The sequence below is a fragment of the Sinomonas mesophila genome (genome assembly GCF_001999765.1).
In the GTDB taxonomy this organism is placed as follows: Bacteria; Actinomycetota; Actinomycetes; order Actinomycetales; family Micrococcaceae; genus Sinomonas; species Sinomonas mesophila.
The window spans coordinates 122974-148145 of record NZ_KV908322.1 but is presented as its reverse complement, the minus strand read 5'-3'; the positions used below and the strand labels follow the sequence as shown (position 1 = coordinate 148145).

At 71.0% G+C, this 25172-nt stretch carries 20 protein-coding genes and 2 tRNA genes; 3 read left to right on the top strand and 19 right to left on the bottom strand.

The window, feature by feature from the left end; genetic code table 11:
• Nucleotides 1-145 precede the first annotated feature (145 nt).
• The 4 genes from rpmA to BV907_RS00695 all read right to left on the bottom strand — a co-directional run bounded on the left by rpmA (nt 146) and on the right by BV907_RS00695 (nt 6048).
• Nucleotides 146-397 (bottom strand): 50S ribosomal protein L27, encoded by a 252-nt coding sequence (rpmA, locus tag BV907_RS00710; RefSeq protein WP_077487734.1) that lies wholly within the window; start codon nt 395-397, stop codon nt 146-148.
• Between the two features lie 61 nt (nt 398-458).
• The gene (gene rplU, locus BV907_RS00705) at nt 459-770 is read right to left on the bottom strand and encodes a 50S ribosomal protein L21 (RefSeq protein WP_077487733.1); all 312 of its coding nucleotides are present in this window, start codon (nt 768-770) and stop codon (nt 459-461) included.
• 286 nt (nt 771-1056) lie between these two features.
• Nucleotides 1057-2592: a bifunctional hydroxymethylpyrimidine kinase/phosphomethylpyrimidine kinase gene (locus BV907_RS00700; protein WP_245827707.1), complete on the bottom strand. Its 1536-nt coding sequence runs from the start codon at nt 2590-2592 to the stop codon at nt 1057-1059.
• Between the two features lie 9 nt (nt 2593-2601).
• Nucleotides 2602-6048 (bottom strand): Rne/Rng family ribonuclease, encoded by a 3447-nt coding sequence (locus tag BV907_RS00695; RefSeq protein WP_077487732.1) that lies wholly within the window; start codon nt 6046-6048, stop codon nt 2602-2604.
• Nucleotides 6049-6451: 403 nt separating this feature from the next.
• Here BV907_RS00695 and BV907_RS00690 point away from each other — a divergent pair, with 403 nt between their 5' ends.
• Nucleotides 6452-7081, top strand: a complete 630-nt coding sequence (locus BV907_RS00690) for a vitamin K epoxide reductase family protein (protein ID WP_077487731.1) — start codon at nt 6452-6454, stop codon at nt 7079-7081.
• 113 nt (nt 7082-7194) lie between these two features.
• Here BV907_RS00690 and ndk read toward each other — a convergent pair whose 3' ends face one another.
• The 4 genes from ndk to ileS all read right to left on the bottom strand — a co-directional run bounded on the left by ndk (nt 7195) and on the right by ileS (nt 12918).
• The gene (gene ndk, locus BV907_RS00685; protein ID WP_077487730.1) at nt 7195-7614 is read right to left on the bottom strand and encodes a nucleoside-diphosphate kinase; all 420 of its coding nucleotides are present in this window, start codon (nt 7612-7614) and stop codon (nt 7195-7197) included.
• A 77-nt stretch (nt 7615-7691) separates the two neighbouring features.
• On the bottom strand, nt 7692-8156 hold the full coding sequence (locus BV907_RS00680; protein ID WP_077487729.1) for a DUF4233 domain-containing protein: 465 nt from the start codon (nt 8154-8156) through the stop codon (nt 7692-7694).
• The gene (locus tag BV907_RS00675) at nt 8156-9529 is read right to left on the bottom strand and encodes a bifunctional folylpolyglutamate synthase/dihydrofolate synthase (RefSeq protein ID WP_425441582.1); all 1374 of its coding nucleotides are present in this window, start codon (nt 9527-9529) and stop codon (nt 8156-8158) included. Before BV907_RS00675 ends, BV907_RS00680 begins: the two co-directional genes overlap by 1 nt.
• Nucleotides 9526-12918 (bottom strand): isoleucine--tRNA ligase, encoded by a 3393-nt coding sequence (gene ileS, locus BV907_RS00670; protein ID WP_077487728.1) that lies wholly within the window; start codon nt 12916-12918, stop codon nt 9526-9528. Before ileS ends, BV907_RS00675 begins: the two co-directional genes overlap by 4 nt.
• A 368-nt stretch (nt 12919-13286) precedes the next feature.
• Between ileS and BV907_RS18105 the strand changes: the two genes are divergently transcribed.
• Complete coding sequence (locus tag BV907_RS18105) at nt 13287-13817, top strand: hypothetical protein (RefSeq protein ID WP_139346523.1); 531 nt, start codon at nt 13287-13289, stop codon at nt 13815-13817.
• Here the strand turns inward: BV907_RS18105 and BV907_RS00665 are convergent.
• Entirely contained in the window at nt 13720-14148 is a 429-nt protein-coding gene (locus BV907_RS00665; RefSeq protein ID WP_175637310.1) for a DUF488 family protein, N3 subclade, read from the bottom strand. The genes BV907_RS18105 and BV907_RS00665 overlap by 98 nt on opposite strands.
• A 71-nt stretch (nt 14149-14219) precedes the next feature.
• Between BV907_RS00665 and valS the strand changes: the two genes are divergently transcribed.
• Entirely contained in the window at nt 14220-16835 is a 2616-nt protein-coding gene (gene valS, locus BV907_RS00660) for a valine--tRNA ligase (RefSeq protein WP_077487727.1), read from the top strand.
• A gap of 409 nt (nt 16836-17244) precedes the next feature.
• Here valS and BV907_RS00655 read toward each other — a convergent pair whose 3' ends face one another.
• The 10 genes from BV907_RS00655 to BV907_RS00610 all read right to left on the bottom strand — a co-directional run bounded on the left by BV907_RS00655 (nt 17245) and on the right by BV907_RS00610 (nt 25122).
• Complete coding sequence (locus tag BV907_RS00655; protein ID WP_077487726.1) at nt 17245-17868, bottom strand: mycothiol-dependent nitroreductase Rv2466c family protein; 624 nt, start codon at nt 17866-17868, stop codon at nt 17245-17247.
• An 87-nt stretch (nt 17869-17955) separates the two neighbouring features.
• A complete protein-coding gene (gene clpX, locus BV907_RS00650; RefSeq protein ID WP_077487725.1) occupies nt 17956-19245 on the bottom strand; it encodes an ATP-dependent Clp protease ATP-binding subunit ClpX in 1290 nt (429 codons plus the stop codon).
• A gap of 115 nt (nt 19246-19360) precedes the next feature.
• A complete protein-coding gene (locus tag BV907_RS00645; RefSeq protein ID WP_077487724.1) occupies nt 19361-20020 on the bottom strand; it encodes an ATP-dependent Clp protease proteolytic subunit in 660 nt (219 codons plus the stop codon).
• A 31-nt stretch (nt 20021-20051) separates the two neighbouring features.
• On the bottom strand, nt 20052-20678 hold the full coding sequence (locus BV907_RS00640) for an ATP-dependent Clp protease proteolytic subunit (RefSeq protein ID WP_077487723.1): 627 nt from the start codon (nt 20676-20678) through the stop codon (nt 20052-20054).
• Between the two features lie 230 nt (nt 20679-20908).
• Nucleotides 20909-22297 carry a trigger factor gene (gene tig / locus BV907_RS00635; RefSeq protein ID WP_077487722.1) on the bottom strand — a complete coding sequence of 463 codons (1389 nt, stop codon included), beginning with the start codon at nt 22295-22297 and terminating at the stop codon, nt 20909-20911.
• Nucleotides 22298-22363: 66 nt separating this feature from the next.
• Nucleotides 22364-22438, bottom strand: a tRNA-Pro gene (locus BV907_RS00630).
• Between the two features lie 103 nt (nt 22439-22541).
• Nucleotides 22542-22612: transfer RNA gene (locus BV907_RS00625), tRNA-Gly, on the bottom strand.
• 81 nt (nt 22613-22693) lie between these two features.
• Nucleotides 22694-23617, bottom strand: a complete 924-nt coding sequence (locus BV907_RS00620; protein ID WP_077487721.1) for an Fpg/Nei family DNA glycosylase — start codon at nt 23615-23617, stop codon at nt 22694-22696.
• A 6-nt stretch (nt 23618-23623) separates the two neighbouring features.
• Entirely contained in the window at nt 23624-24106 is a 483-nt protein-coding gene (locus BV907_RS00615; RefSeq protein ID WP_139346522.1) for a ribose-5-phosphate isomerase, read from the bottom strand.
• Between the two features lie 53 nt (nt 24107-24159).
• Complete coding sequence (locus BV907_RS00610) at nt 24160-25122, bottom strand: hypothetical protein (protein ID WP_077487720.1); 963 nt, start codon at nt 25120-25122, stop codon at nt 24160-24162.
• Between the last annotated feature and the right edge of the window lie 50 nt (nt 25123-25172).

The following is a 25172-nucleotide window of genomic DNA, read 5'->3' as shown; positions in this document are numbered from 1 at the left end:
TTAGGTCGTCGGGGTCTCCCCCGAGTCTAGTGGTGCCGCCCGGGCCGACCCGGGCACAGCAAAGGGTGGAGCGGACCCACTGGCCCGCTCCACCCTGTGCGTGGTGAGTGCCCCGCGGGGCACGTAAAGCTGCGGTGTCTTCGCGCTACGCGGCGACGACGTCGACGACTCGGCGGCCGCGGCGGGTGCCGAACTGGACGGCGCCGGCGGTGAGGGCGAACAGGGTGTCGTCCTTACCGCGGCCCACGCCGTTGCCCGGGTGGAAGTGCGTGCCGCGCTGGCGGACGAGGATCTCGCCGGCGTTGACGGTCTGGCCGCCGAAGCGCTTCACGCCGAGGCGCTGGGCGTTCGAGTCGCGGCCGTTGCGGGTGGAGCTTGCGCCCTTCTTGTGTGCCATGAGCTATGCCTCCCTAGGGAATGTCAGGAAATCAGGTGAAAAATCAGATGAACCGCGAGGTTCAGGCGTTGATGCCGGTGATCTTGACCTTGGTCAGCTCCTGGCGGTGGCCCTGGCGCTTCTTGTACCCGGTCTTGTTCTTGTACTTCTGGATGACGATCTTCGGGCCGCGGAGGTCCTCGAGGACCTCGGCCGTGACCGTGACCTTGGACAGGTCGGCAGCGGACGAGGTGACCTTGTCGCCGTCGACCAGGAGCAGCGCGGGCAGCTCAATGGTGCTGCCGGCGGCGCCGGCCACGCGGTTGAGGGTCACGAAGTCTCCGACGGAAACCTTCTCCTGGCGGCCGCCAGCGCGGACAATCGCGTACACCACTTGGGAACTCACTTCTCTCGACGATATTTCTAAAGCTCTTTGCGCGCGGCGCCCGGCATCCGTGCCCATGCACGGGGAGTCAGGCGCCCAGCTGTGCTTCGTGCCGCGAGTCCGCGAGGGGAATCCCTGGGAGCAGAGCCCAAATGACGGCGAAAGCACCGAGGATCAAGGATACGCCAGTCCTCAGCCCGGCTGCAAATGAGCCGGTCCGGCCCGTTGGCCGGAAAGCACGGCCGGGCCGGAAAGCACGCTTGCCCAGTCTAGACCATGACGGCGGCCGCGCGGCTCACGCGTACCGACGCGGCGCGTCGAAGAACTCGCGCTCGTAGGCGGCGGAGGCCGCGAAGGCGGCGTGCATCGCCTGCCGCTCCCCCGCCGACGCCGCACGCCCGGCGGCGTCGGTGTAGGAGACGGCACGGCGCGTGGCCTCGGCGAAGCCCTCATCCGCGTAGGTCTCGATCCAGTCCGCGTACGGGTGCTCCCGGTGTTCTCCGGCGTCCCTGTGTTCTCCGGCGCCCCGGTCTCCTCCGGCCTCCCGCCGGGACACGAGGCGAGCATGCAGGGCGGCGCCCACCTCGGCGTAGATCCAGTAGCACGGGAGGACGGCGGCCGTGAGCACGGCGTAGCTGCCCGAGGCCGAGGCCGCGAGCAGGTGGTCCACGTAGGCCTTCGTGACCGGGCCCAGGGCGAGGCTCCCGCCGTCCTGCGGGTGGCGCGAGAGCCACGTGCGGTGCAGCTCCGCCTCGACCTCGAGGCACACGCGCGCGCCCTCGGCCCAGAAGGCCTGCTCCGCCTCGGTCGGGGCAAGCGCACTCGCCCGCGCGAGGACCCGCGAATAGCCGTTGAGGTACTGCGCATCCTGGGCGAGGTAGTAGGCGAAGTCCCGTTCGGCGAGCGTGCCGGCGTCGAGCTCCGCGACGAACGGGAGCGCGTCGATCTCGGCCCGTACCTTCTCCGTCGCGTCCCACAGCGCGCCGGCGAACTCCCCCTCCGCGAGCGGCACGGCGGCCTCGGCGTGGTGGAAGTGGTGGATGGGCCCGTGACCGCCGCCGACCTCGAGGAGGGCGGAGGCCTCGAGCGCGCCGCGGAGCCACTGCTTGACCACGGCGAGGGACCTGCCCCAGTCCCCGGTGCGCGCCTGGACGGTCGCGAGGGCCGAGGAGAGCGAGCAGCCCGTGCCATGGGTGTTCGGCGTGTCCACGCGCAGGCCTGGGATCTCGACGACGCGGCCGCCCTCGGGCGCCGCCGCGTCGACGAGCGCGTCGGGACACTCGGCCCCCTCGAGGTGGCCGCCCTTGACGAGCACGGCCGCCCCGGTGCGCTCGGAGAGCCGGAGGCCCTGTTCGAGCGCCACGGGCCACGTCTCGGCCTCGGGCTCCGAGACGAGCGCCGCGAGCTCGGGGAGGTTCGGCGTCACGAGATCCGCGCTCGAGAGGAGCCCGCGCAGGGCCTCCTCGGCCTCCGCCGCGAGCAGCCGGTCGCCGCTCGTGGCCACCATGACCGGATCGAGCACGACGACGCCGGGCCTGGTCCGCTCGAGCCACGCGCCGACGGTGCGGATCACGTCCGCGTCAGCGAGCATGCCGATCTTGACGGCGTCGACCGCGATGTCGCTTGACACGGCCTCGAGCTGCGCCGCGAGGAACCCCGCCGGCGGCGTGTGCACCGCCGTGACGCCGCGCGTGTTCTGCGCCGTGAGCGCCGTGATGGCGCTCATGCCGTAACCGCCCATGGCCGCGATGCTCTTCAGGTCCGCCTGGATGCCCGCCCCGCCGGAGGGGTCGGATCCTGCGATGCTGAGGACGCGAGGGATCCGCCCCACCAGCGCCCTCTAGAGTTCCGACGCCGGCACGCCGACGCCCAGGATCAGCGGGCCGTCGCCCTCGTCGGGGCCGTGCCCCGGCTCGGTCGGCTGGGGCTTGGCCGGGGCTGCGGCGGAGCGGGTCTGGCCGCCGACGGCGCCCGAGGACTGCTCGACGCGGGTCACCTCCGCGGAGCCCTGGCCGCTGCGCGCGCCGCGGCTGCGGCGCCGCCGGCCGGGGCGCTCGCCCTCGGAGGGCGTGTGCCGCTCCCCCGTGAGCTGGTCGAAGGCGTGGCTCAGGTCGTCGAGGCTCAGGATCGGGGTCGGAGTCGGGGCGGGCGGCTCGGCCGGGGCCTCGCCGTGCGGCAGCTGGATCCGCTCCCCGCCGATCGTCAGCACCGCGGGGGCGCCGTGGCCGGAGACCGGCGGCGCGGCCACGCCGGGTGCCTGAGCCGGGGGCAGCGGCAGCCCGAGGCGGGGCGTGGGAGCCTCGGGAGCCGCCGGGGCGGCGAAGGTGGCTGGGACCTCGGGCCCCTGGATCTCGCCGGGCGCAGTCTGTGCCGGGGCGGCTTCAGCGGCGGGCGCCGAGGCGGTCAGCTGCGACGCCGGAGCCTCGGCTGCGTGGGCCTCGGCGGCCGCGCGCGCGGCGGCCACCTCGTCGTCGTGCAGGTGCGCCGCGTGCGCCGCGGCGGCGACGGCGGCGAGGGCCGCCCGGGTCGCCTGCGCGCGGGCCTGCCGCTGGGCTTCGTCCGCGGGGGCCGGGGCCGGGGCCGCCGGTGCCGGCGGGGCCTCGGCGACCTGGCCGCCGCGCCGGCGCCGCTTGCGGCCGCCGCCGTTCGCATCGGCGCGTGCCTGCTGCGGCTCCACGGCCGCCACCGAGGGACGGCTGCCGCGCTCGACCGGCTCCTCGTACGTGATGACGCCGCGGCCGGCGCACACCTCGCAGGTCTCGCTGAAGACTTCGAGCAGGCCCGTGCCCATGCGCTTGCGGGTCATCTGCACGAGCCCGAGGGACGTGACCTCGGCGACCTGGTGCTTGGTCCGGTCGCGGCCGAGGCACTCGACGAGGCGGCGCAGCACGAGGTCGCGGTTCGACTCGAGGACCATGTCGATGAAGTCGATGACGATGATCCCGCCCACGTCGCGCAGGCGCAGCTGGCGGACGATCTCCTCGGCGGCCTCGAGGTTGTTCTTGGTGACGGTCTCCTCGAGGTTGCCGCCCGAGCCCGTGAACTTGCCCGTGTTGACGTCGATCACCGTCATGGCCTCGGTGCGGTCGATCACGAGGGAGCCGCCCGAGGGCAGGAACACCTTGCGGTCGAGGGCCTTGTGGATCTGCTCGTCGATGCGCCACTGCGCGAAGACGTCGTCCTCGCCCTGGTACTTCTCGAGCCGGCCGAGCAGGTCCGGGGCCACGTAGGTCACGTACGCCTCGATCGTGTCCCACGCCTCGTCGCCGCTCACGATGAGCTTCGAGAAGTCCTCGTTGAACACGTCCCGGACCACCTTGATGGTCAGGTCAGGCTCGCCGTAGAGGAGTTCGGGGGCGAGCACCTTCGTCGAGGACGCCTGCGACTGGATCGACTCCCACTGCGCCCGCAGGCGGTTGATGTCGTGGGTGAGCTCCTCCTCGCTCGCGCCCTCGGCCGCCGTGCGCACGATCACGCCCGCGTCCTCGGGGAGCCGGTCCTTGAGGATCCGCTTGAGCCGGTTGCGCTCGACGTCGGGGAGCTTGCGCGAGATGCCCGTCATCGACCCGCCCGGGACGTACACGAGATAGCGGCCCGGGAGGGAGATCTGGCTCGTGAGGCGCGCGCCCTTGTGCCCGACCGGGTCCTTCGTGACCTGGACGAGCACCGAGTCGCCGGACTTGAGCGCGTTCTCGATGCGCCGCGGGGCGCCGTCGAGGCCCGCCGCGTCCCAGTTGACCTCGCCCGCGTAGAGCACGGCGTTGCGGCCGCGGCCGATGTCGACGAACGCAGCCTCCATGGACGGCAGGACGTTCTGGACCTTTCCGAGGTAGACGTTGCCGATGAGGGAGTCCTGCTGCGTCTTCGAGACGAAGTGCTCGGCGAGCACACCGTCCTCGAGGACGGCGATCTGGATGCGGTCCTCCTTCTGCCGCACGACCATCTGCCGGTCGACCGACTCGCGCCGGGCGAGGAACTCGGCCTCGGTGATGACGTGACGGCGCCGGCCGGACTCGCGGGACTCGCGGCGGCGCTGCTTCTTGGCCTCGAGGCGCGTCGAGCCCTTGACGCTCTGGACGCGGCTGGACGTGCCTTCGGAGGTGGTGCGGGGCGCACGCACCCGCGTGACCGTGTTGAGCGGATCGCCGTCCTCGCCGCCCGTGAGCTCGAGGTCGACCTCGCCCCGGCGGCGGCGACGGCGACGGCGCGACGTGACCTCGTCGGCGTCGCCCTCTGCCTCCTCGTCCTCGCCTTCGCCGGCGGCCTCCTCTCCGGTCTCCTCGCCGCCGCGGGAGCGCCCGCGGCGGCCGCGGCTGCGGCGGCGGCGGCGCGAGGGAAGCGCCTCCTCGTCCTCCTCGGACTCCTCCTCGCCCTCGGGCTCCTCGGCGGGGGCGGGCCGGACGACCGCGCTCAGGTCCGGTGCTTGGAACAGGAGAGAGGTCGGCGAAGCGGCATCGCTGAAGAGGGCCGCGAACCCGCTGAGCTCCTGCTCTTGGGAGGCCTCCTCGGCGGTGGGGGCCTCCTGGGGCACCCCAGCCTCCGTCGGGGCCATGGCTGCTGCCGGCGCCGGCTCGATGGCCGGCGCCTGCTCGGCAGCGGCGTACTCGGCGGCAGCCTGCTCGGCAGGGGCGTGCTCAGCGGCAGCCCGCTCGGCAGCGGTGTACTCGGCGGCAGCCCGCTCGGCGTCTCCCACGGCCATAGCCAGCTCAGTGTCGGTCGGGGCCGCGGCGGGGGCGGCAGGCGCCGACGTGGCGGCGCGGCGGCGTGCCCGCACGGAGCTCTTCGCACGGAACGAGGGCGCCGTGGGCTCGGGGGCTGTGGCCTCGGCCTGCTGGGCGCGCGCCTCCGCGTCCGGGGCGGGCGTCGCCGCGGCGGACTTCGAGTCGGCCTGGGCTGCCGCGGCGCGGGCGCTCGCACGGCGGCGCGAGCGCACGGGGGCAGACTCGCGCGCCGCCGCCTCGGCGGAAGCCGCGTCATCGGGGACCGGCTCGGCGGGAACCGGCTCTGAGAAGGCAGACTCCTCGACAGGCGCCGCCTTCTTGCGGCTGCGGGGCGCTCGCTTGGGCTTCTCGGGGGTGGGCGGCTCGGCGGGAGCGCCGTCGCTGGCGGCGTCGGACGCCTTCACCGCCTCGGTGGCGTCGGCCGTCCTCACCTCGGCGGGGGTCGTCGCGGCGTCGGTTGTCGGGGCGGCGGTCCGCCGCCGGGCTGTCCTGCGGCGGGGCTTCTCCGTCTCCTCCGCGGGGGCTGCTTCAGGGGCCGTCTCGGCGGCCTGCTGTTCGATATCCATCTGTGCGTACTCCAAAGGCCGCCACGGTCGCCCCCACATCCGGCGCTCGCGGCGGCACCACGAGCCGGCACCCGCGGGCGCCGACAGAAAGTCAGTCCGTTGCCCGCGCGGGGTTCGCCGCGCAGAGCCGGTGCCGCGTGCAACCCGCCTACCGTCAGGGCCGGCCAGGTGCCGCTCTGGCCCCGACGGCCCCATGCGGATCACTGATCCGGCGGGGCCCGAGGGGGCTGGCGGTCTTCGCGCTGAACACCGGACCGACCACTGCATGTGGGACAGTGCCCGGCCACTGGCATTCTCTCACACGCCCGCCACGCGGGGGGCGAAGCGAGGCCGGTCCGTACGGCCCGTGTCCAGCCTGCCGTCCTAGAATGCCGACATCACGCGAGGAAGGACCGCTCACCCCATGTTCACCCAGACCTCAACCGTGCCGGCCGCCGATGCGGGCCCCACGATGGCCCGCACGAGGCCGTTCGCATGGCTGCTGCTTGTCACGAGCGTCGTCGGCTGGCTCGCCTCGGGCGCCCTCGTCCTCGAGAAGCTCGAGAAGCTCGAGAACCCGGGCCACGTGACGGTCTGCGACGTCAACCCGTGGGTCTCGTGCGGCGACGTCATGGAGACGTGGCAGAGCTCAGTCTTCGGCTTCCCCAACATGTTCATCGGCATCGTCGCCTTCGCCGTGACGATCACGACCGCGGTGGGCCTGCTCGCGGGTGCCCACGTCGGGCGCGGGTACTGGATCGGCCTCCAGACCGGTGTGACGCTGGGCTTCGCGTTCGTGGTGTGGCTCTGGAGCCAGGCCCTGTACTCGATCGGGATCCTGTGCCCGCTCTGCATGGTCGTGTGGGCCATGATGATCCCGATGTTCGTCTGGACGACCGCCCGCAACGTCGTCCAGGGAGTCATCCCGGCGCCCCCCGCCGTCGCAAGGGTCCTCGCTGACTGGGGCTGGGTCATCGTCGCCGTCCTGTACGTGGGCGTCGCGGCGTCGATCTTCTTCCGGTTCATCCACATGTTCGTGCCCTCGACGATGTAGCTGGAGGATTCAGCCGGGCCGGCTCCGGTCCCGGCCCTGACGCGCGAAGGGCCCTCCCGCAGCCGCGGGAGGGCCCTTCGCCGTGGGCGCAGCTGCGCCGTGGGCTCAGTGGATCAGGCGCCGAACCAGATCTTGATCTCGCGCTCGGCCGACTCGGGCGAGTCGGAGCCGTGGACGAGGTTCTGCTGGACCTTGAGGCCCCAGTCGCGGCCGAAGTCGCCGCGGATCGTGCCGGGGGCGGCCGTCGTCGGGTCGGTGGCGCCGGCGAGCGAGCGGAAGCCCTCGATGACGCGGTGGCCCTCGAACACGGCGGCGACGACGGGACCGCCGGCCATGAACTCGAGGAGCGGCTCGTAGAACGGCTTGCCCTCGTGCTCTGCATAGTGCTCGGCCAGCAGGTCCCGGCTCGGGACCAGCTGCTTGATGTCGGCGAGGTGGTAGCCCTTGGCCTCGACGCGGGCCAGGATCTCTCCGGTCAGCCCGCGGGCGACGCCGTCCGGCTTGACGAGGACAAGGGTGCGTTCAGTGCTCACAGATGCTCCTGGGTCGGGGACTCTCGTTTGCCTGCCAGTCTACTGATCGGACGGGGTCCGGCCGGCCGCCGGGGGCGCTACTGGCCGTCCGGGGCGCCTGCGCCCCCGGCCTCCTCGGGGTGGGCCTTCTCCCATTCGGCCTGCTCGCGCTCGCGCTGGGCACTCTCACGGTCGATCCGGGCACCCGTCCTGATGCCGTACCACCACGTGAGCGCGAGGACCGCGCCGACGGCGAACATCATGGGCTCCAGGAAGCCGAGGGCCACAAGCACCGCTTGGAGCGCCCACCCGACCCAGACGCCCCACGGCCGCGCAACGACGGCGCACGCGAGGACGAAGACGACGACGAGGCCGAACCCGCCGGTGAGGACGAGGGGCGCGCCGAGCTCCCGGCCGCGCAGCCCGAACACGACGAGGGTCGCGAAGAACACCACGAACGCCTCGGTCACGAGCGTCAGGGACGCGAACATGACTTTGACGCTGCGCCGCTTCTTCGGCATGCCGGGGCGCCACTCGCGCTGCGCCTTGGTCAGGCGGGCCATCACACGGCCCCCTTCCCGAGCAGGAGTCGGGCCTCGCCGACGACGGTGATCGAGCCGGTGACGAGCACCCCGCCGCCGAAGTCGCCCACGGCGTCGGCGCGCTCGACCGCATACTCGATGGCGTCGTCGAGCTTCGACTCGACGTGCACGGCGTCCTCCCCGAAGCCGAGGTCTATCGCGAGCTCGGCAAGCTCCTCGGCAGGGATCGCGCGCGGGGAGGCGGACTGCGTGAAGCAGTACTCGACCGGCAGCTCGGCGAGCTCCTCCTGGAGGGTCCGCAGGATCTCCTCGGCGTCCTTCTCACGGAGCACGCCGAGGACCACGACGAGCACCGAGAAGTCGAAGGCCTCGGACAGGGCGGCCGAGCTGGCCCGGATGCCGTCGGGGTTGTGCGCGGCGTCGAGGACGATGGTCGGCGCGGTGCGGATGACCTCGAGCCGGCCCGGCGAGGTCACGTCCGCGAAGGCCTCGCGCAGCAGGCCGGTGTCGAGCTCGCGCTCGCCCCCGCCGAAGAACGCCTCGAGGGCCGCGATCGCGACTGCGGCGTTCTGCGCCTGGTGTGCGCCGTGCAGGGGAACGGCGATGTCCTCGTAGCGGCCCGCGAGCCCCTGGACGGTCACGAGCTGCCCGCCGACGGCGAGCGAGCGGGACTCGACGCCGAATTCGACGCCCTCGAACCGGTAGGCGGCACCGACCTCACGGGCTTTCTCGAGCAGCACCTGGGCCGCGTCCGCGGGCTGGGCAGCGCTCACGAGGAAGCCACCGGGCTTGATGATGCCTGCCTTCTCCGCGGCGATGTCCGCCTCGGTGTCCCCGAGCAGGTCGGTGTGGTCGAGGGAGATCGGGGTGACCACCGAGACGGCGCCGTCGCCGACGTTCGTCGCGTCGGTGATCCCGCCGAGCCCGACCTCGATCACGGCGACGTCGACGGGCTCGTCGGCGAAGATGGCGAAGCCGAGGATCGTCACGCACTCGAAGTACGTCAGCCGCGGCTGCCCGGCGGCCTCGAGCTCGGCGTCGACGATCCCGAGGTAGGGCGCGATCTCGTTCCAGATCCGCACGAAGGTCGCATCGGGCACGGGCTCGCCGTCGATGCTGATCCGCTCGGTCACGCGCACGAGGTGCGGGCTCGTGTAGCGGCCCGTGCGCAGCCCGTGGGCCCGGAGCCCGGCCTCGATCATGCGGGCCGTGGACGTCTTGCCGTTCGTCCCGGTGACGTGGACGATCGGGAACGCCCGGTTGGGCTCGCCGAGGACGTCCATGGCGCGGAAGAGCGGCGCGAGCCTGGGCTCCATCTTGTTCTCGGGGGCGCGGCCGAGGAGCTCGGCGTAGACCTCCTCGACCGTTGCCAGCTCGGGCAGGCCGCCGCTCACAGGACCCCCTCCCCTGCCGGCTGGGCTTCGGACTGTGCGGAGGCGACGACCGCGACGACGGCGGAGGGCTCGGCGTCGGCCTCGACGAGCACGAGCTCGACGCTCAGGGTCTCCCCGGCCACGAGCCCCTCGTGGGCGCGCGCGGCGGCCAGCACCTCGGCGCGGGCGGTGATGGTCGTGCGGATGCGGTCGCTCACGTTGAGGTCGGCGTCCTTGCGGGCCTGCTGGACGGTGCGGACGAGGTCGCGGGCGATGCCCTCGGCCTCGAGCTCCGGGGTGACCTCGGTGTCGAGGACCACGAAGCCGCCGCCCGGGAGCATGGCCACCGCCGCGGAGGCGCCGGCCTTCGCGGGGTCCACGACCGTCTCGAGCGTGTACTCGTGCGGCTCGAGCCCGAGCCCGCCTGCCGTCACGGTGCCGGTGTCCGAGACCGACCAGTCGCCGCTCTTCGACCCCTTGATCGCCTGCTGGACGCCCTTGCCGAGGCGCGGGCCGGCGGCGCGGGCGTTGACGACGAGCTTGCGCTCGATGCCGAACTCCTCCTCGCTCGCCTCGGCCGCGTCGAGCAGCCGGACGGACTTGAGGTTGAGCTCGTCTGCGATGACGGCCTCGCTTCCGGCCAGCGAGGCGGCGCCGGGCACGACGACGGTGAGCGCCTTGAGCGGCAGGCGCACCCGCAGCTTCCCGGCCTTGCGCAGCGACGACCCGGCCGAGCACACGGCCTGGGTGCGGTCCATCTGGGCCACGAGCGCCGCGTCGTCGGCGAAGAGGCCCGCGTCGGGCCAGTCGGCGAGGTGGACGGAGCGCCCGCCCGTGAGGCCGCGCCAGATCTCCTCGGTGACGAGCGGCAGGAGCGACGCCGAGGCGCGGCACACGGCCTCGAGCGCGGTGTAGAGCGCGTCGAAGGCGTCCCTGTCCTCGTCGAAGAAGCGCTGGCGTGACCGGCGCACGTACCAGTTCGTGAGCATGTCGAGGTAGTCGCGCAGGGCGTCGCACGCGCTCGAGATGTCGTACGCGTCGAGGTTCTCCTGCATGGCCTCCACGAGGCGCCCGGTCTGGGCGAGGAGGTAGCGGTCGAGCGGCTCGGAGTAGCTGTCATAGCGCAGGCTCGCCTCGTAGCCCGACTCCGCTGTGTTTGATGGGTTCGCTGCCTTCGCAGCGTTGGCATAGAGCGTGAAGAAGCTGTACACGTTCCACAGCGGGAGGATCACCTGGCGCACGCCGTCGCGGATGCCCTGCTCGGTGACGATGAGGTTGCCGCCCCGCAGGATCGGGCTCGACATGAGGAACCAGCGCATGGCGTCCGAGCCGTCGCGGTCGAGGACCTCGGAGACGTCCGGGTAGTTCTGCAGGCTCTTGGACATCTTCTGCCCGTCGGAGCCGAGCACGATCCCGTGGCTGATGACGTTCCGGAACGCCGGCCGGTCGAAGAGCGCCGTGGCGAGGATGTGCAGCGTGTAGAACCAGCCGCGGGTCTGCCCGATGTACTCGACGATGAAGTCGCCCGGGTTGTGCGTCTCGAACCAGTCCTGGTTCTCGTGCGGGTAGTGCACCTGGGCGTACGGCATCGAACCGGAGTCGAACCAGACGTCCAGCACATCGGGGACGCGCCGCATGGTGGACTGCCCCTCCTCGGGGCTGCGCGGGTCGTCCGGGTTGGGGCGCGTCAGCTCGTCGATGAACGGCCGGTGCAGGTCCGGCTCGCCGTCGTGATTGAGCGGCACCCGGCCGAAGTCGCGCTCGATCTCGGCGAGCGAGCCGTACACGTCGGTGCGCGGGTAGTTCGGATCGTCCGAGACCCACACCGGGATGGGCGAGCCCCAGTAGCGGTTGCGGCTGATCGACCAGTCGCGGGCGTTCTCGAGCCACTTGCCGAACTGGCCGTGCTTGACGTTGCCGGGGATCCAGGTGATCTGCTCGTTGAGCTCGATCATGCGGTCCTTGATCTTGGTGACCTCGACGAACCAGCTCGAGACCGCGCGGTAGATCAGCGGGTTGCGGCAGCGCCAGCAGTGCGGGTAGCTGTGATCGTAGCTGGCCTGCTTGACGAGGCGGCCCTGCTCGCGGAGCACGCGCGTGATCGGCTTGTTGGCCTCGAAGACCTGCAGGCCGGCGATGTCCTTCAGGGGCGCAGCCCCGTTGGCCGACGACGCGAACATGGGCAGGAAGCGGGCGCCCTCGTCCACGGACAGGATCACGTGGATGCCGGCGGCCTCGCAGACCTTCTGGTCGTCCTCGCCGTAGGCCGGGGCCTGGTGGACAATGCCGGTGCCGTCGGTCGTCGTGACGTAGTCAGCGACGAGGATCTGCCACGCGTTCTGCGTGCCCCATGTCTCCGTGTCCGCGTAGTAGTCCCAGAGCGGCTCGTAGCGGAGGCCCTCGAGCTCATCCCCGGCGAGGGTGCGCTCGACGGCGGAGAGGGCGGCAGCGCCGTCGTCATACCCCAGATCCTTGGCGTAGGAGCCGAGCAGGTCCTCGGCGAGGAGGAACCGCGCGCCGTCGAACGCGCCCTCGCCAGCGACCTTCACCCCGTTCGGCCCCACGGGCACGACGGCGTAGCGCACCTCGGGTCCGACGGCGAGGGCGAGGTTCGTGGGAAGGGTCCAGGGCGTCGTCGTCCAGGCGAGGGCGAGCACGCCCTCGAGCTCGCGGGAGAGCTCGGACTCGCCCGCGCGGAGCGGGAAGGTGACGGTGACGGTCTGGTCCTGGCGGTCCTTGTAGACATCCTCGTCCATGCGCAGCTCATGGTTGGACAGGGGCGTCTCGTCCTTCCAGCAGTACGGCAGGACGCGGTAGCCGTTGTACGTCAGGCCCTTGTCATAGAGCGTCTTGAACGCCCAGATCACGCTCTCCATGTACTCGACGTTGAGCGTCTTGTAGTCGTTCTCGAAGTCGACCCATCGGGCCTGGCGCTTGACGTACGCCTCCCACTCGTGGGTGTACTTCAGGACAGAGGCGCGGCATGCGTCGTTGAACTTGTCGATGCCCATCCGGTCGATGTGCGCCTTGTCGCTCATGCCGAGCTGCTTCATGGCCTCGAGCTCGGCGGGCAGCCCATGCGTGTCCCAGCCGAAGCGGCGCTCGACGCGGCGGCCACGCTGGGTCTGGTAGCGGGCGACGAGGTCCTTCGCGTAGCCCGTGAGCAGGTGGCCGTAGTGGGGCAGGCCGTTCGCGAAGGGCGGGCCGTCGTAGAAGACGAACTCGTTGTCGCCGTTGCGGCCGGCGTCCCGGGCGTCGATGGAGGCCTGGAACGTGCCATCCTCGTCCCAGTACTTCAGGATGCGCTCCTCCACCTCGGGGAAGCGCACGGCGCCGGTCTGCGTCCGGCTGGGGGTGCTCTCGCTGCTGACTGCGTCCGCTGCGGTGGTGGCCTTGGGGTACACGCTCACTCGGATCCTGGCTCGCTGCTGACGATGCGAGGACGGCCTCCGCCCGGATCTGCCGGGCAGCACCGCGGTACCACCTCACTTGCCCGCCGCCGGCATGCCTGCGCAGTGGGCCTCTCATTGTGGCTGTGACGGGCCTGCCCGTCCGGTTCTACTGGGCCTGCCGCCGCGAGGGCCGCCTGCCGTTCTTCCGGAAGCTCGCCGGTGATGGCCGGGTCGACGCTTTGGGGTCTAGTCTACGGCGCGCCGCCCGCACGTGTCGAAGCGCAGGGAGACACGCGGCCTCTATTTATCTAGCGACTGGACTTATTGGCCTGCGCTGCCGATACTGCTGGGGTCGGCATGCAATTATCGCCCTCGAGGAGGCATCCATGTCCGCCTTGCCCAGCCACTGGAACCGGACCCGCCAGGCAGTCGACGGCGCGCGCCCGCCGTCCAGGCCGGCAGGCCCGAGCCTCGCCCATGCGGAGGGCCTCGTCGGCGCGGGGCGCCGCCTGGGCCTGCGGCTGCAGATCACCCAGACCGGGACGCCCGTGCCCCTGGGCGCCGCACGAGAGGAGGCCGCCTTCCGTGTGATCCTCTACGGGCTCGCCAACGCGGCCGCCCACGCCGACGCGGCCGCACCCGTCGTGCTCGAGCTCCACTGGTCGCGCGGCGGCCTCGAGCTCCGCCTCACAGACACCCCCGGGGAGACGGCCCTCAGCCAGCTGCTCTCGGCGGGGGCAGACATCGCGGCCCTCGAGCAGCACGCCGCGCGCGCCGGCGGCTCGCTCCGGGCGGGGATGTGCCCTGATGGGTTCTCGGTCATGGCGCGCTTCCCGGCTCCGGCGCCGCGCTCCCCCGCGCCGCGGACGCGCCGCGGGACGGCGTGGTGGCACGGGCGGCTCCGGGCCGCCGGATGAGGTCCCGTAGGACGATCGCCTGGTTGTGCTCCTCGTCCCGCGCCGAGTAGACGAGCTCCACCTTCGCGTGGTCCTTCACGGCGGCGGCGAGCTCCGTGAAGGCCTCCGAGTCCTCGAGCTCGTCCCGGTACCGGCGCGCGAACTCTTCAAAGCGCTCGGCGTCATGGCCGAACCACGTCCTGAGCTCGGTCGACGGGGCGACCTCCTTGAGCCAGAGGTCGACGGCGGCGGCGTCCTTGCTGAGCCCGCGGGGCCAGACCCTGTCGACGAGGATTCGGTACGTCCCCTTCGGCGAGGGGTCGTACACCCGGCGGATGCCGATCGTGCCCATGTGCCCATGCTAGGGGCGCTCCCGCCGCGCCGCCGCCGACTGAGGTTGCAATCCATGGAAGAATTGGCCCCATGCCTGAAGCAGTCACCGCGGGTACAGACACGCCCGGACGCACCCCGACCGCCGTTCCCGACAAGCCCGCCCTCGAGGGCCTCGAGTCCAAGCTCACCGAACGCTGGCTCGCGGAGGGGACCTACCGGTTCGACCCCGAGACCACGCGGGAGCAGGTCTACTCGATCGACACCCCTCCGCCCACCGCCTCGGGCTCGCTGCACGTCGGCCACATGTTCTCCTTCACGCAGACCGACCTGCTCGCGCGCTACCAGCGCATGACCGGGAAGAACGTGTTCTACCCGATGGGCTGGGACGACAACGGCCTGCCCACCGAGCGCCGCGTGCAGAACTACTACGGCGTCCGCTGCGATCCGTCGATCGCGTACGACGCCGGCTACCGCCCGCCGGCCCAGCCCGCCAAGAACCAGCGCGACTTCGACGTCGTCTCGCGCCGGAACTTCATCGAGCTGTGCGAGGAGCTCGCGGTCGAGGACGAGAAGGTCTTCGAGCACCTCTTCAAGACGCTGGGCCTCTCGGTCGACTGGGACCTGACCTACCGCACGATCGATGCGACGTCCCGCGCCGTGTCCCAGCGCGCGTTCCTCAAGAACGTCGCCGACGGCGACGCGTACCTCGCCGAAGCTCCCACCCTGTGGGACGTCACCTTCCGCACGGCCGTGGCCCAGGCCGAGCTCGAGGACCGCGAGGTCCCGGGCGCGTACTACCGCTACGCGTTCACGACGCCGGACGGCGAGCCCATCCACGTCGAGACGACGCGCCCCGAGCTCCTCGCAGCCTGCGCGGCCCTCGTCGCGCATCCGGACGACGAGCGCTTCCAGCACCTCTTCGGCACGAAGGTCACCTCGCCGCTCTTCGGCGTCGAGGTCGAGGTCAAGGCCCACCCTCTCGCGAAGCCGGACAAGGGCTCGGGCATCGCGATGGTCTGCACCTTCGGCGACCTGACCGACGTCACGTGGTGGCGCGAGCTCCAGCTGCCCACGCGCGCGATCATCGGCCGCGACGGCCGCATCCAGAGCGAGACGCCGGACTGGATCACCTCGGAGGAGGGCCACGAGGCCTACGCGGAGATCGCCGGCAAGACGGCGTTCTCCGCGAAGGAGGCGGTCGTGAAGATCCTCACCGAGCGTGGCCTCCTCGACGGCGAGCCGAAGAAGATCCTCCACCCGGTGAACTTCTACGAGAAGGGCGACAAGCCGCTCGAGGTCGTCACGAGCCGCCAGTGGTACATCCGCAACGGAGGCCGCGACGAGGACCGCCGCGCGACGTTCATCACGCGCGGCCGCGAGCTCGAGTGGCACCCCTCGTTCATGCGCTCGCGCTACGAGAACTGGGTCGAGGGCCTCAACGGCGACTGGCTCATCTCGCGCCAGCGCTTCTTCGGCGTGCCGATCCCGGTCTGGTACCGGCTCGATGACGACGGCAACCCCGACTACACCTCGCCCATCGTCCCTTCCGACGAGTCGCTCCCGGTGGACCCCGTCGCGGAGCCCGCCCCCGGGTACGACGAGTCGCAGCGCGACGTCCCCGGCGGCTTCACGGGCGATCCCGACATTTTCGACACCTGGGCGACGTCCTCGCTGACCCCGCAGATCGTGGGGCGCTGGAGCACCGACGACGGGTTCTACGGCAAGGTGTTCCCCTTCGACCTGCGGCCGCAGGCGCACGAGATCATTCGCACGTGGCTCTTCGCGACCGTGGTACGCGGCGAGGAGCTCCACGGCAAGGTGCCGTGGAAGCACGCGGCGATCTCGGGCTGGGTCCTCGACCCGGACCGCAAGAAGATGTCCAAGTCCAAGGGCAACGTCGTGGTCCCGACTGACATCCTCGAGGAGTACGGGGCGGACGCCGTCCGCTACTGGGCCGCCTCGGCCCGCCTCGGCGCGGACACCGCCTTCGAGGTCGCCCAGATGAAGATCGGCAGGCGCCTCGCGATCAAGATCCTCAACGCCTCCAAGTTCGTGCTGGGCCTTGGCGCGACGGAGGCCAACGTGCTCGCGGACGGATCGGACCCGGTCCTCGTCAACGCCCTGGACCGCGCACTCCTCGCCCAGCTGGCGGAGGTCGTGGAGCAGGCGGGCGGGGCCTTCGCCGCCTACGACCCGGCCAAGGCGCTGCAGATTACGGAGTCGTTCTTCTGGCAGTTCACCGACGACTACGTCGAGCTCGTCAAGGACCGCGCCTACGGGGCCCAGGGCGAGGAACAGAAGGCCTCGGTGCTCGCGGCCCTCGCCACGACGCTCGACGCGGTCCTGCGTCTCTTCGCCCCGATCCTGCCGTTCGCGACGGACGAGGTCTGGCGCTGGTGGCGCTCGGGCTCTGTCCACCGCGCCGCGTGGCCGGCACCGGTGGCCGTGGCCGACGGCGACACGGGCATGCTGCCGACGGTCGGGGCCGCGCTCTCCGGCATCCGCAAGGCCAAGTCCGAGGCCAAGGTCAAGCAGCGCACCGAGGTCCTCTCGGCCGTCGTCTCCGCCCCCGCGGAGCAGCTCAAGCAGCTCCAGAACGGACTCGGCGACCTGCGTGCGGCGGCCAACGCCCGCACGATCGAGCTCGTGGATGGCGCCGGGGAGCTCACTGTGAGCTCCGTCGAGCTCGCCCCCGCCGAGGCCTAGACAGCCGGCGCGGCCCGAAGCCCCTGGGGCTTCGGGCCGCGCACCGGCCGTCGTGGAGTGGTCAGCAAGCCCTTCACGGAGCGGACAGCACGGCCGCATCCGGACAAAGGGGAAGCCCCATCAGCGATGACGTTGGTGGGGCTTCGACTTTTCGGCTGCGCGGTGACGTTCTTGCAGTCTCGTGGAATCCTTGGAATCCAGGTCTTACCGCTCCGTCACTGGCGGTCAGTCGTTCGGCTTTGCCTGAGGCTGCGTCGATACGACTGTCACTGAATCTTTGGTTTCCACGTCCTCATCCTTTCGAATGAGGTACTGATTATTGTGGTCCCGATCACGGGGGCATGCAAGGGGGTCGGGAAAACTACTCGAATGTAGTTCGCAGGGCCGTTGTCCTGCGCCGTCGCCCGCGTCAGACGGCCTTGGGCCGCTCGGTGCGCGTGCGCTTGATCTCGAAGAAGTGTGGATTGGCGGCCAGCACCACGGAGGCGTCCCACATCCTCCCTGCCTCCTCGCCCACGGGGACGCGCGTGATGACGGGGCCGAAGAAGGCCGTGCCGTTGAACGCCACGATGGGCGTCCCGACGTCCTGGCCCACCTTGTCGATCCCCTCCTTGTGGCTCGCACGGAGCTGGGGGTCGAAGTCGTCGGAGTCTGCGGCCGAGGCCAGCTCGGCCGGGAGGCCCACGTGCTCGAGCGCCCTGCGGACCACCTCAGCCCGGTCGGTGACGCCCTCCTGGTGGATGAGCGTCCCCATCGCGTCGTAGAGCGGCTTGATGTGCTCGCGCCCGTGGAGTTCCGAGGCGGCGATGATGACGCGCACCGGACCCCAGTTGTCGTCCATGCGGCGCTGGTAGTCGTGGTCGAGCTCCCGGCCCTCGTTCAGGACGGACAGGCTCATGACGTGCCACGTCGTCTCGATGTCCCGGACCTTCTCGACCTGCTCGATCCACCGGGAGGTGACCCAGGCGAACGGGCAGGCGGGGTCGAACCAGAAGTCTGCCCTCTGCTTTGCGGCTGCGCCCTCGGCGGTCATGCGTGTGCTCCTTGCGCTGCTCGTGCGTCTCGATGCCCCCGCCCAGAGGCCCGTAGCCCCTGGCGGCGGACACCGCGGGACCTGGGGTCAGGCGGACTTGGTCCGCCGTTTGGCCGCCACGTTGTGCGGGATCAGGGTCGGCTGGGCCTTCCCGAGGACCACCTCGCGGGTGACGACCGCGCCAGAGATGTCGTCGCGGCTCGGCAGCTCGAACATGACGGGGAGGAGGACCTCCTCGAGGATGGCCCTCAGGCCGCGGGCACCGGTGCCCCGCTCGAGGGCCAGGTCGGCGACGGCCTCCAGCGCCTCGTCCTCGAAGTGCAGCTCGATCCCGTCGAGGTGGAACATCTTCTGGTACTGCTTGACAAGGGCGTTCTTCGGCTGCGTCAGGATCTGCATGAGGGCGTTCCGGTCCAGGTTCTCGACCGTCGTGATGACGGGGAGGCGGCCGATGAACTCCGGGATGAGCCCGAACTTGAGCAGGTCCTCGGGCATGACGTCCGCGTAGGTGCTTTCATGCCTCGTGATGGAGCTCAGGGGCGCGCCGAACCCGATGCCCTTCTTGCCTGCCCGCTGGCCGATGATCTCCTCGAGGCCCGCGAACGCGCCCGCCACGATGAACAGGACGTTCGTCGTGTCGATCTGGATGAACTCCTGATGCGGGTGCTTGCGGCCTCCCTGCGGCGGCACCGAGGCCACCGTGCCCTCGAGGATCTTCAGCAGCGCCTGCTGGACGCCTTCGCCGGAGACGTCGCGCGTGATCGAAGGGTTCTCGCTCTTGCGGGAGATCTTGTCGATCTCGTCGATGTAGATGATGCCCTGCTCGGCCTTCTTGACGTCGTAGTCAGCGGCCTGGATGAGCTTGAGGAGGATGTTCTCGACGTCCTCGCCGACATAGCCGGCCTCCGTGAGCGCCGTGGCGTCGGCAACGGCGAAAGGGACGTTGAGGCGGCGCGCGAGGGTCTGGGCGAGGTAGGTCTTCCCGCAGCCGGTGGGGCCGATGAGGAGGATGTTCGACTTGGCGACCTCGACGTCGTCGTGGGCGTGGCCCTCGGCGAGCGAGCCTGACTTGGACGGCTGGCCCGACTGGATGCGCTTGTAATGGTTGTAGACGGCGACGGCCAGGGAACGCTTGGCCTGCTCCTGGCCGATGACGTACTCCTGGAGGAAGTCGAAGATCTCGCGGGGCTTGGGCAGCTCGAACGAGCCGAGGTCCGAGACCTCGGCGAGTTCCTCCTCGATGATCTCGTTGCAGAGCTCGATGCACTCGTCGCAGATGTAGACCCCGGGGCCGGCAATGAGCTTCCTGACCTGCTTCTGGCTCTTCCCGCAGAAGGAGCACTTCAGCAGGTCTGCGCTCTCGCCTATGCGCGCCATTCGTCGATTCCCTTCTGCAGAAGCTGTGACCTTCCCACTGTAGGCCACCGCGCTGACACTCGTCGGGAAGCACGGCGCCGGTGTCCGGATGAACCGGACACCGGCGCCATGGACCTCAGCGGGCGATCGCGCTCGGGCGGATCTTGCGGGACTGCAGCACCTCGTCCACGAGCCCGTAGTCCTTGGCCTCCTCTGCAGTGAGGAACTTGTCGCGCTCGATGTCGGCGCTGATCTCCTCGGGGGTCTTGTTCGTGTGCTTGGCCCACGTATGCTCGAGCCACTCGCGCATGCGCAGGACCTCGCGCGCCTGGATCTCGAGGTCGGTTGCCTGCCCTCCAGAGCCGCCGGAGAGTGCCGGCTGGTGGATCATGACCGTCGAGTTCGGCAGCGCGAGGCGCTTGCCCGGCGTCCCGGCGGCGAGGATCACGGCGGCGGCAGAGGCCGCCATGCCGAGGCACACGGTCTGGATCTCGGGCCGGATGAACTGCATCGTGTCGTAGATGGCCGTCATCGCGGTGAACGAGCCGCCCGGGGAGTTGATGTACATCGTGATGTCCCGGTCCGGATCGTTCGCCTCGAGGACGAGCAGCTGCGCCATGATGTCGTCGGCGGACGCATCGTCGACCTGGACGCCCATGAAGATGATGCGGTCCTCGAACAGCTTGGTGTACGGGTCCTGGCGCTTGAAGCCGTACGGCGTGCGCTCCTCGAACTGCGGGAGAACGTAGCGGGCCGTGGGAAGCCCGGCGGGGTTGACGCCCATGCTCATGTCCATCTCGAAATGCTCCTTGCCTGCTTAGGCGTCTCTACTTGTCGGTTCCGCCGCCGCCGGAGACGTGCCCGGCACGCTCGGCGATCTTGTCGAAGAACCCGTACTCGAGGGCCTCCTGCGCGGTGAACCACTTGTCGCGGTCGTTGTCCTTGAGGATCGTCTCGACCGACTGCCCCGTCTGGTCCGCCGTCAGCTCCGCCATGACCTTCTTCATGTGCAGGATCAGCTCGGCCTGGATCTTGATGTCCGACGCCGTGCCGCCGATGCCGCCCGAGGGCTGGTGCATGAGGATGCGCGCGTGCGGCGTCGCGTAGCGCTTGCCCTTCGTCCCCGAGGAGAGCAGGAACTGCCCCATCGAGGCGGCGAGCCCGGTGGCGACGGTGACGACGTCGTTCGGGATGAACTGCATCGTGTCGTAGATGGCCATGCCAGCCGTGACGGACCCGCCCGGCGAGTTGATGTAGAGGTAGATGTCCTTCTGCGGGTCCTCAGCCGAGAGGAGGAGGAGCTGGGAGCAGATGGCGTTGGCGTTCTCGTCCCGGACCTCCGAGCCGAGCCAGATGATGCGCTCCTTGAGGAGCCGCTGGTAGACGAAGTTGTCCTGGCCGTTGGCCTCGCCGGGCGCGGCCAGCCGGGGGGTGCTCTCCTGCTGGGTGGTCATGGTGCGATCCTTCTCCATCTGCTGCAGTGTTCGAATGCTGCTACAGGGACACTAGCCCCTTTCAGCTGCGCGGTGGCGGCCGGGCGGGCACTGTTCGCTGACGGCGTCATGGCACCGGGGAGCGGCCCCGATTGCGCCCCTGACGCGGAACGGCCGCCGCGCCCAGCACGTGGCTGGTCGCGGCGGCCGTCAGAGGCTTCCCGGCGGGCCGAGGGGCCCAGCGGTGCGCCTCAGAACTTGGCGGCGGCGGGGTCGTCGCTCGGGACGACCTCGGCGGCGTCCTCTGCAGATCCAGCCGTCTCCTCCGCGGCGGGCTCCTCGCCGGCCGGGCGGACGAACTCGCTCAGGTCGACGGCGTTGCCCTCGGAGTCGGTGACCTCGGCCTGGCCGAGGACGACGGCGAGGGCCTTGCGGCGGCGGACCTCGCCGACCATCATCGGGACCTGGCCGGACTGGTCCATGATCTGGGCGAACTGGTTCGGGTCCATGCCGTACTGGCTCGCGGTCGTGACGAGGTACTCGATGAGCTCGGACTGCGAGACGCCGATCTCCTCCTTGTCCGCGATCGCGTCGAGGATGACCTCGTTCTTGAACGCGCGCTCCGTGTTGGCCTTGACCTCGGCGCGGTGCTCCTCGGTGTCGTGGTCCTCGCCGGCCGCGTGGCCGCCGTTGGCCTGGTTGAAGTGGGACTCGATCTGCTCGGCCAGGACGGCCTCGGGGACGGGCACCTCGATGAGCTCGACGAGCTTGTCGAGGACCTTGTCGCGGGCCTCGACGCCCTGGCCGACGACCTTGGACTGCGCCGCCTGCTTCGTGAGGTCCTCGCGGAGCTCGGCGATCGTGTCGAACTCCGACGCGAGCTGGGCGAAGTCGTCGTCGGCCTCGGGGAGCTCGCGCTCCTTGACGGCGGTGACCGTGACCTTGACCGAGGCGTCCTCGCCGGCGTGCTCGCCGCCTGCCAGCTTGGTCTCGAACACGGACTCCTCGCCCGCGGACAGGCCGGTCACGGCCTCGTCGAGGCCCTCGAGCATCGTGCCGGAGCCGACCTCGTAGGAGAGGCCGGACGCGGAGTCGACCTCCTCGCCCTCGACCGACGCCGTGATGTCGATCGTCAGGAAGTCCTTGGCCTGGGCCGGGCGGTCGACCGGCTTGAGGGTGCCGAAGCGGCCGCGGAGCTCGTCGAGGGCCGTCTCGACGTCCTCGTCGGAGGGCTCGGCGGCGGCGACGTCGACCTTGATGCCGGCGTAGTCGGGCAGCTCGACCTCGGGGCGCACATCGACCTCGACGGTGAACTTGAGCTCGCCGTCCGTCGCGGACGGGTCGGGAACCTCGGTGATCTCGACCTCGGGACGGGCGAGCGGGCGGATGCCGGTCTCGGCCACGGCCTGCTGGTACCAATCGTTGAGGCCCTCGTTGATGGCCGTCTCGAGGACGTAACCGCGGCCCACGCGCTGGTCGATGAGGCGGGCCGGGACCTTGCCCTTGCGGAAGCCCGGGACCTGGATCTGCTCAGCGACGGCCTTGTAGGCGGCGTCGATGTTCGGCTTCAGTTCGTCGAAGGGAACCTCGACGTTGAGCTTGACCCGGGTGGGGCTGAGGTTCTCGGCAGCGCTCTTCACAGCGTGGCTCTCCTGGATGGTCGGATAGGGGTGCGGCCCTGGGACATGTGCCTCAGGACGCGACTGTCGGGGTGACAGGATTTGAACCTGCGACTTCCTGCTCCCAAAGCAGGCGCTCTAGCCAAGCTGAGCTACACCCCGGTCTAGTGCACAGACCACGATACAGTGACGGAACGCGGCAATGCACATTGGGCCCGGGGACGCGAGTGGGCCCCTCCCGGAAGGAAGGAGCCCACTGTTCAAGAGGGGACGACGGGAATCGAACCCGCGTAATCAGTTTGGAAGACTGAGGCTCTACCATTGAGCTACGTCCCCGAGCGCCTTCCCACTAAAGCCGTCCGGGGCGCCCCCTGTCAAATCCCCGGCCCCTGCCTCCGCACCCGCTCGCGCGCGCCTTCAGGCTTGGCAGCGAGGGCACCAGTAGAGCTTCCTGCCGGCCGCCTCGGCGAGGGCGATCTCCGTGCCGCAGCGCCGGCACGGAAGCCCCTGGCGCCGGTAGACGTAATGGGAGTGCTCGGGCGGCGGGAGTTCGCCGTCCGCAGGCCACAGCGCGGGGTCGGTCGTGATGATCCTCCCGTCCCGCACGCCCTGCGCGAGCGCGGCGCACGCGTCGAGCCAGAGCGCTTCGGCCCGCTCGGCGCCCAGACGCGTCCCCGGCAGCGCCGGGTCGAGGCCGGCCCGGAAGAGCAGCTCGGCGCGGTAGACGTTGCCGATCCCGGCGACGACCGCCTGGTCCATGAGCAGCTGCCCCACGGGCGTACGACGGCGCGCGATCCGCCGCGCGAACTCCTCGCCGCCCGCCGTGGTCCCCTCCGCAGGGAGAGGGTCCGCGCGGAGCGGGTCCGGTCCGAGCCGTGCACGGACCGCGTCGGCCTCGGCCTCGGTCTCGGCGACGCACACGCTCGCGCCACGCAGGTCCGCCCACCCGTGCTCGGACACGAGCCTGACCCGGACTGCGCCGACGGGCGCCGGCGGCTCCGCCGCGGCGCGCGCCCCACCCGGCGGCAGCACGCCGTCGTCCGCGACCTCCCGCTCCCCTACGCGCCGGGGCGCGCCGATGCTCGAGGCGCCGCGGAACGTCTCGTCCCCGCCGAAGTCCCACGCGCCGTAGAGGCCGAGGTGGACCCGCAGGACCAGCCCGCCCTCGAAGCGGAGGAACAGCTGCTTGCCGTGCGCGTCCGCAGCGAGCAGGACGCGGCCGTCGAGCAGGGCCGCTCCTGCGGCGAAGCGGCCCTGGGGGCTCGAGACGGCAAGCCACCTGCCGGCGAAGACGTCCGTGAACTGGCGCGCGAGGCGATGGACGGAGTGACCCTCTGGCACCGCCCGCTACTCGACGATCTCGCCGGTCGTCTCGTACGTCGCGATCTTGCCGATGCGGCGCACGTGGCGCTCGTCATTGCTGAAGGGCTCGGCGAGGAAGGCCTCGATGATCGCGGTGGCCTCCTCGAGACTGTGCTGCCGGCCGCCGACGGCGACGACGTTCGCGTCGTTGTGCTCGCGCGCGAGCCGGGCCGTGTCGAGGTTCCAGGCGAGCGCGGCCCGGACGCCCCTGACCTTGTTCGCGGCGATCTGCTCGCCGTTGCCGGAGCCGCCCAGGACGATCCCGAGCGCGTGCGTGCCGGCTTCCTGGTCCGCGACGACGGCGCGGGCGGCATTGATGCAGAAGGAGGGGTAGTCGTCGAGCGGGTCGTATGCCGTCGGGCCGTGGTCGACGACCTCGAACCCCTGCCCGCGCAGGTGCTCGGCGAGGTGTGCGCTGAGCTCCATGCCCGCGTGGTCGGTGGCAATGTGGACGCGCGGCTTGGGCACGGCGTTCCTCTCTCTGTCGGCAGCTCTCGGGCCCTTGAGGGCCGGGGCCAAGCCTACGCGCCGGAGGCGGCCCGGAGCACCTCGACGACCCGCTGCGACGTCTCCGCGTCGCGGCCCGAGAAGGTGCACCGGCGGCCGCCGTCGAGGACCACCTGGACAGCCCGGCCGCTCGCCACGAGCACCGAGATGTCGGCTCCCCGCCGGCGGTAGCCCCAGCCGCCGAACTCGCGCGCTGCGACGTCGCGCGAGCTGGCACGCAGGACGCGCTCCGGGGCGAAGGAGAGGACGGGCACGAGCCCTCCGGCCCGAAGCCGGACGCGCTCGGGGCTCACCGACACGTGCAGCATGAGGGAGCCCGCGGCAACGAGGCCCACGAGCGCCAGCAGCGCGCTGAGCCACGCCGAGATGAGCACGAGCAGGAGGGACACCGGCACCACGAGGACCCCGAGCATGACGAAGACGGACGACCGCGCATGCGCCCAGTACCCGAACGTCGACCGGGCCCGCTCGGGCTCGAGCTCGGCCAGGAGCGCGGCCTCGTCCTTGGGACTCCACTGCTCGTCGGGCTTGAAGGCCAACATCATGACGACGGCGAGGGCAAGCGCCGCGCCGCTGCCCATGGCCAGGACGATTGGGTCCGGCCGGGACTCGCGCGCGTCCGCGACCCCGACCTGGCCCATGAGGCCAGCGGCCAGGACGGTCGTGAGGAACAGGGCGAAGCCGACGCCCCCGCCCATCGTGATCCTGCGGGCGATGGGGGGCCGGGTGAGCAGCGCGCCAGGGAGGCACGCGAGGGCGCCGGCGATCGCGACGAGCCCGGCGCCGCCCGCGAGGTAGCCCGCGAACGAGACGAACGCGCGCCCACCGTCGGCATCCCAGAGCCACGCGACGGGTTCAGGGACGCGCCCTCGGAAGGTGAAGGCCGCCAGGGCGAACCCGGCGCCGAGCAGGGCGGGGAACATGAGCGCGAAGCGCAGGGCCCGACGGTCCCATCGCTGCTCCGTCCTGCTGGCCATGCCCCAACGCTACTGCACGGGCGCGCCACACTCGCGCGCCGTGTGGCATG

Excerpts from the sequence above, each read along its gene's own strand:
- rpmA (WP_077487734.1), bottom strand. The coding sequence starts at position 397 with ATGGCACACAAGAAGGGCGCAAGCTCCACCCGCAACGGCCGCGACTCG.
- BV907_RS00695 (WP_077487732.1), bottom strand. The coding sequence starts at position 6,048 with ATGGATATCGAACAGCAGGCCGCCGAGACGGCCCCTGAAGCAGCCCCC.
- BV907_RS00690 (WP_077487731.1), top strand. The coding sequence starts at position 6,452 with ATGTTCACCCAGACCTCAACCGTGCCGGCCGCCGATGCGGGCCCCACG.
- BV907_RS00680 (WP_077487729.1), bottom strand. The coding sequence starts at position 8,156 with ATGGCCCGCCTGACCAAGGCGCAGCGCGAGTGGCGCCCCGGCATGCCG.
- BV907_RS18105 (WP_139346523.1), top strand. The coding sequence starts at position 13,287 with ATGTCCGCCTTGCCCAGCCACTGGAACCGGACCCGCCAGGCAGTCGAC.
- BV907_RS00665 (WP_175637310.1), bottom strand. The coding sequence starts at position 14,148 with ATGGGCACGATCGGCATCCGCCGGGTGTACGACCCCTCGCCGAAGGGG.
- valS (WP_077487727.1), top strand. The coding sequence starts at position 14,220 with ATGCCTGAAGCAGTCACCGCGGGTACAGACACGCCCGGACGCACCCCG.
- BV907_RS00655 (WP_077487726.1), bottom strand. The coding sequence starts at position 17,868 with ATGACCGCCGAGGGCGCAGCCGCAAAGCAGAGGGCAGACTTCTGGTTC.
- clpX (WP_077487725.1), bottom strand. The coding sequence starts at position 19,245 with ATGGCGCGCATAGGCGAGAGCGCAGACCTGCTGAAGTGCTCCTTCTGC.
- BV907_RS00645 (WP_077487724.1), bottom strand. The coding sequence starts at position 20,020 with ATGGACATGAGCATGGGCGTCAACCCCGCCGGGCTTCCCACGGCCCGC.
- BV907_RS00640 (WP_077487723.1), bottom strand. The coding sequence starts at position 20,678 with ATGACCACCCAGCAGGAGAGCACCCCCCGGCTGGCCGCGCCCGGCGAG.
- BV907_RS00610 (WP_077487720.1), bottom strand. The coding sequence starts at position 25,122 with ATGGCCAGCAGGACGGAGCAGCGATGGGACCGTCGGGCCCTGCGCTTC.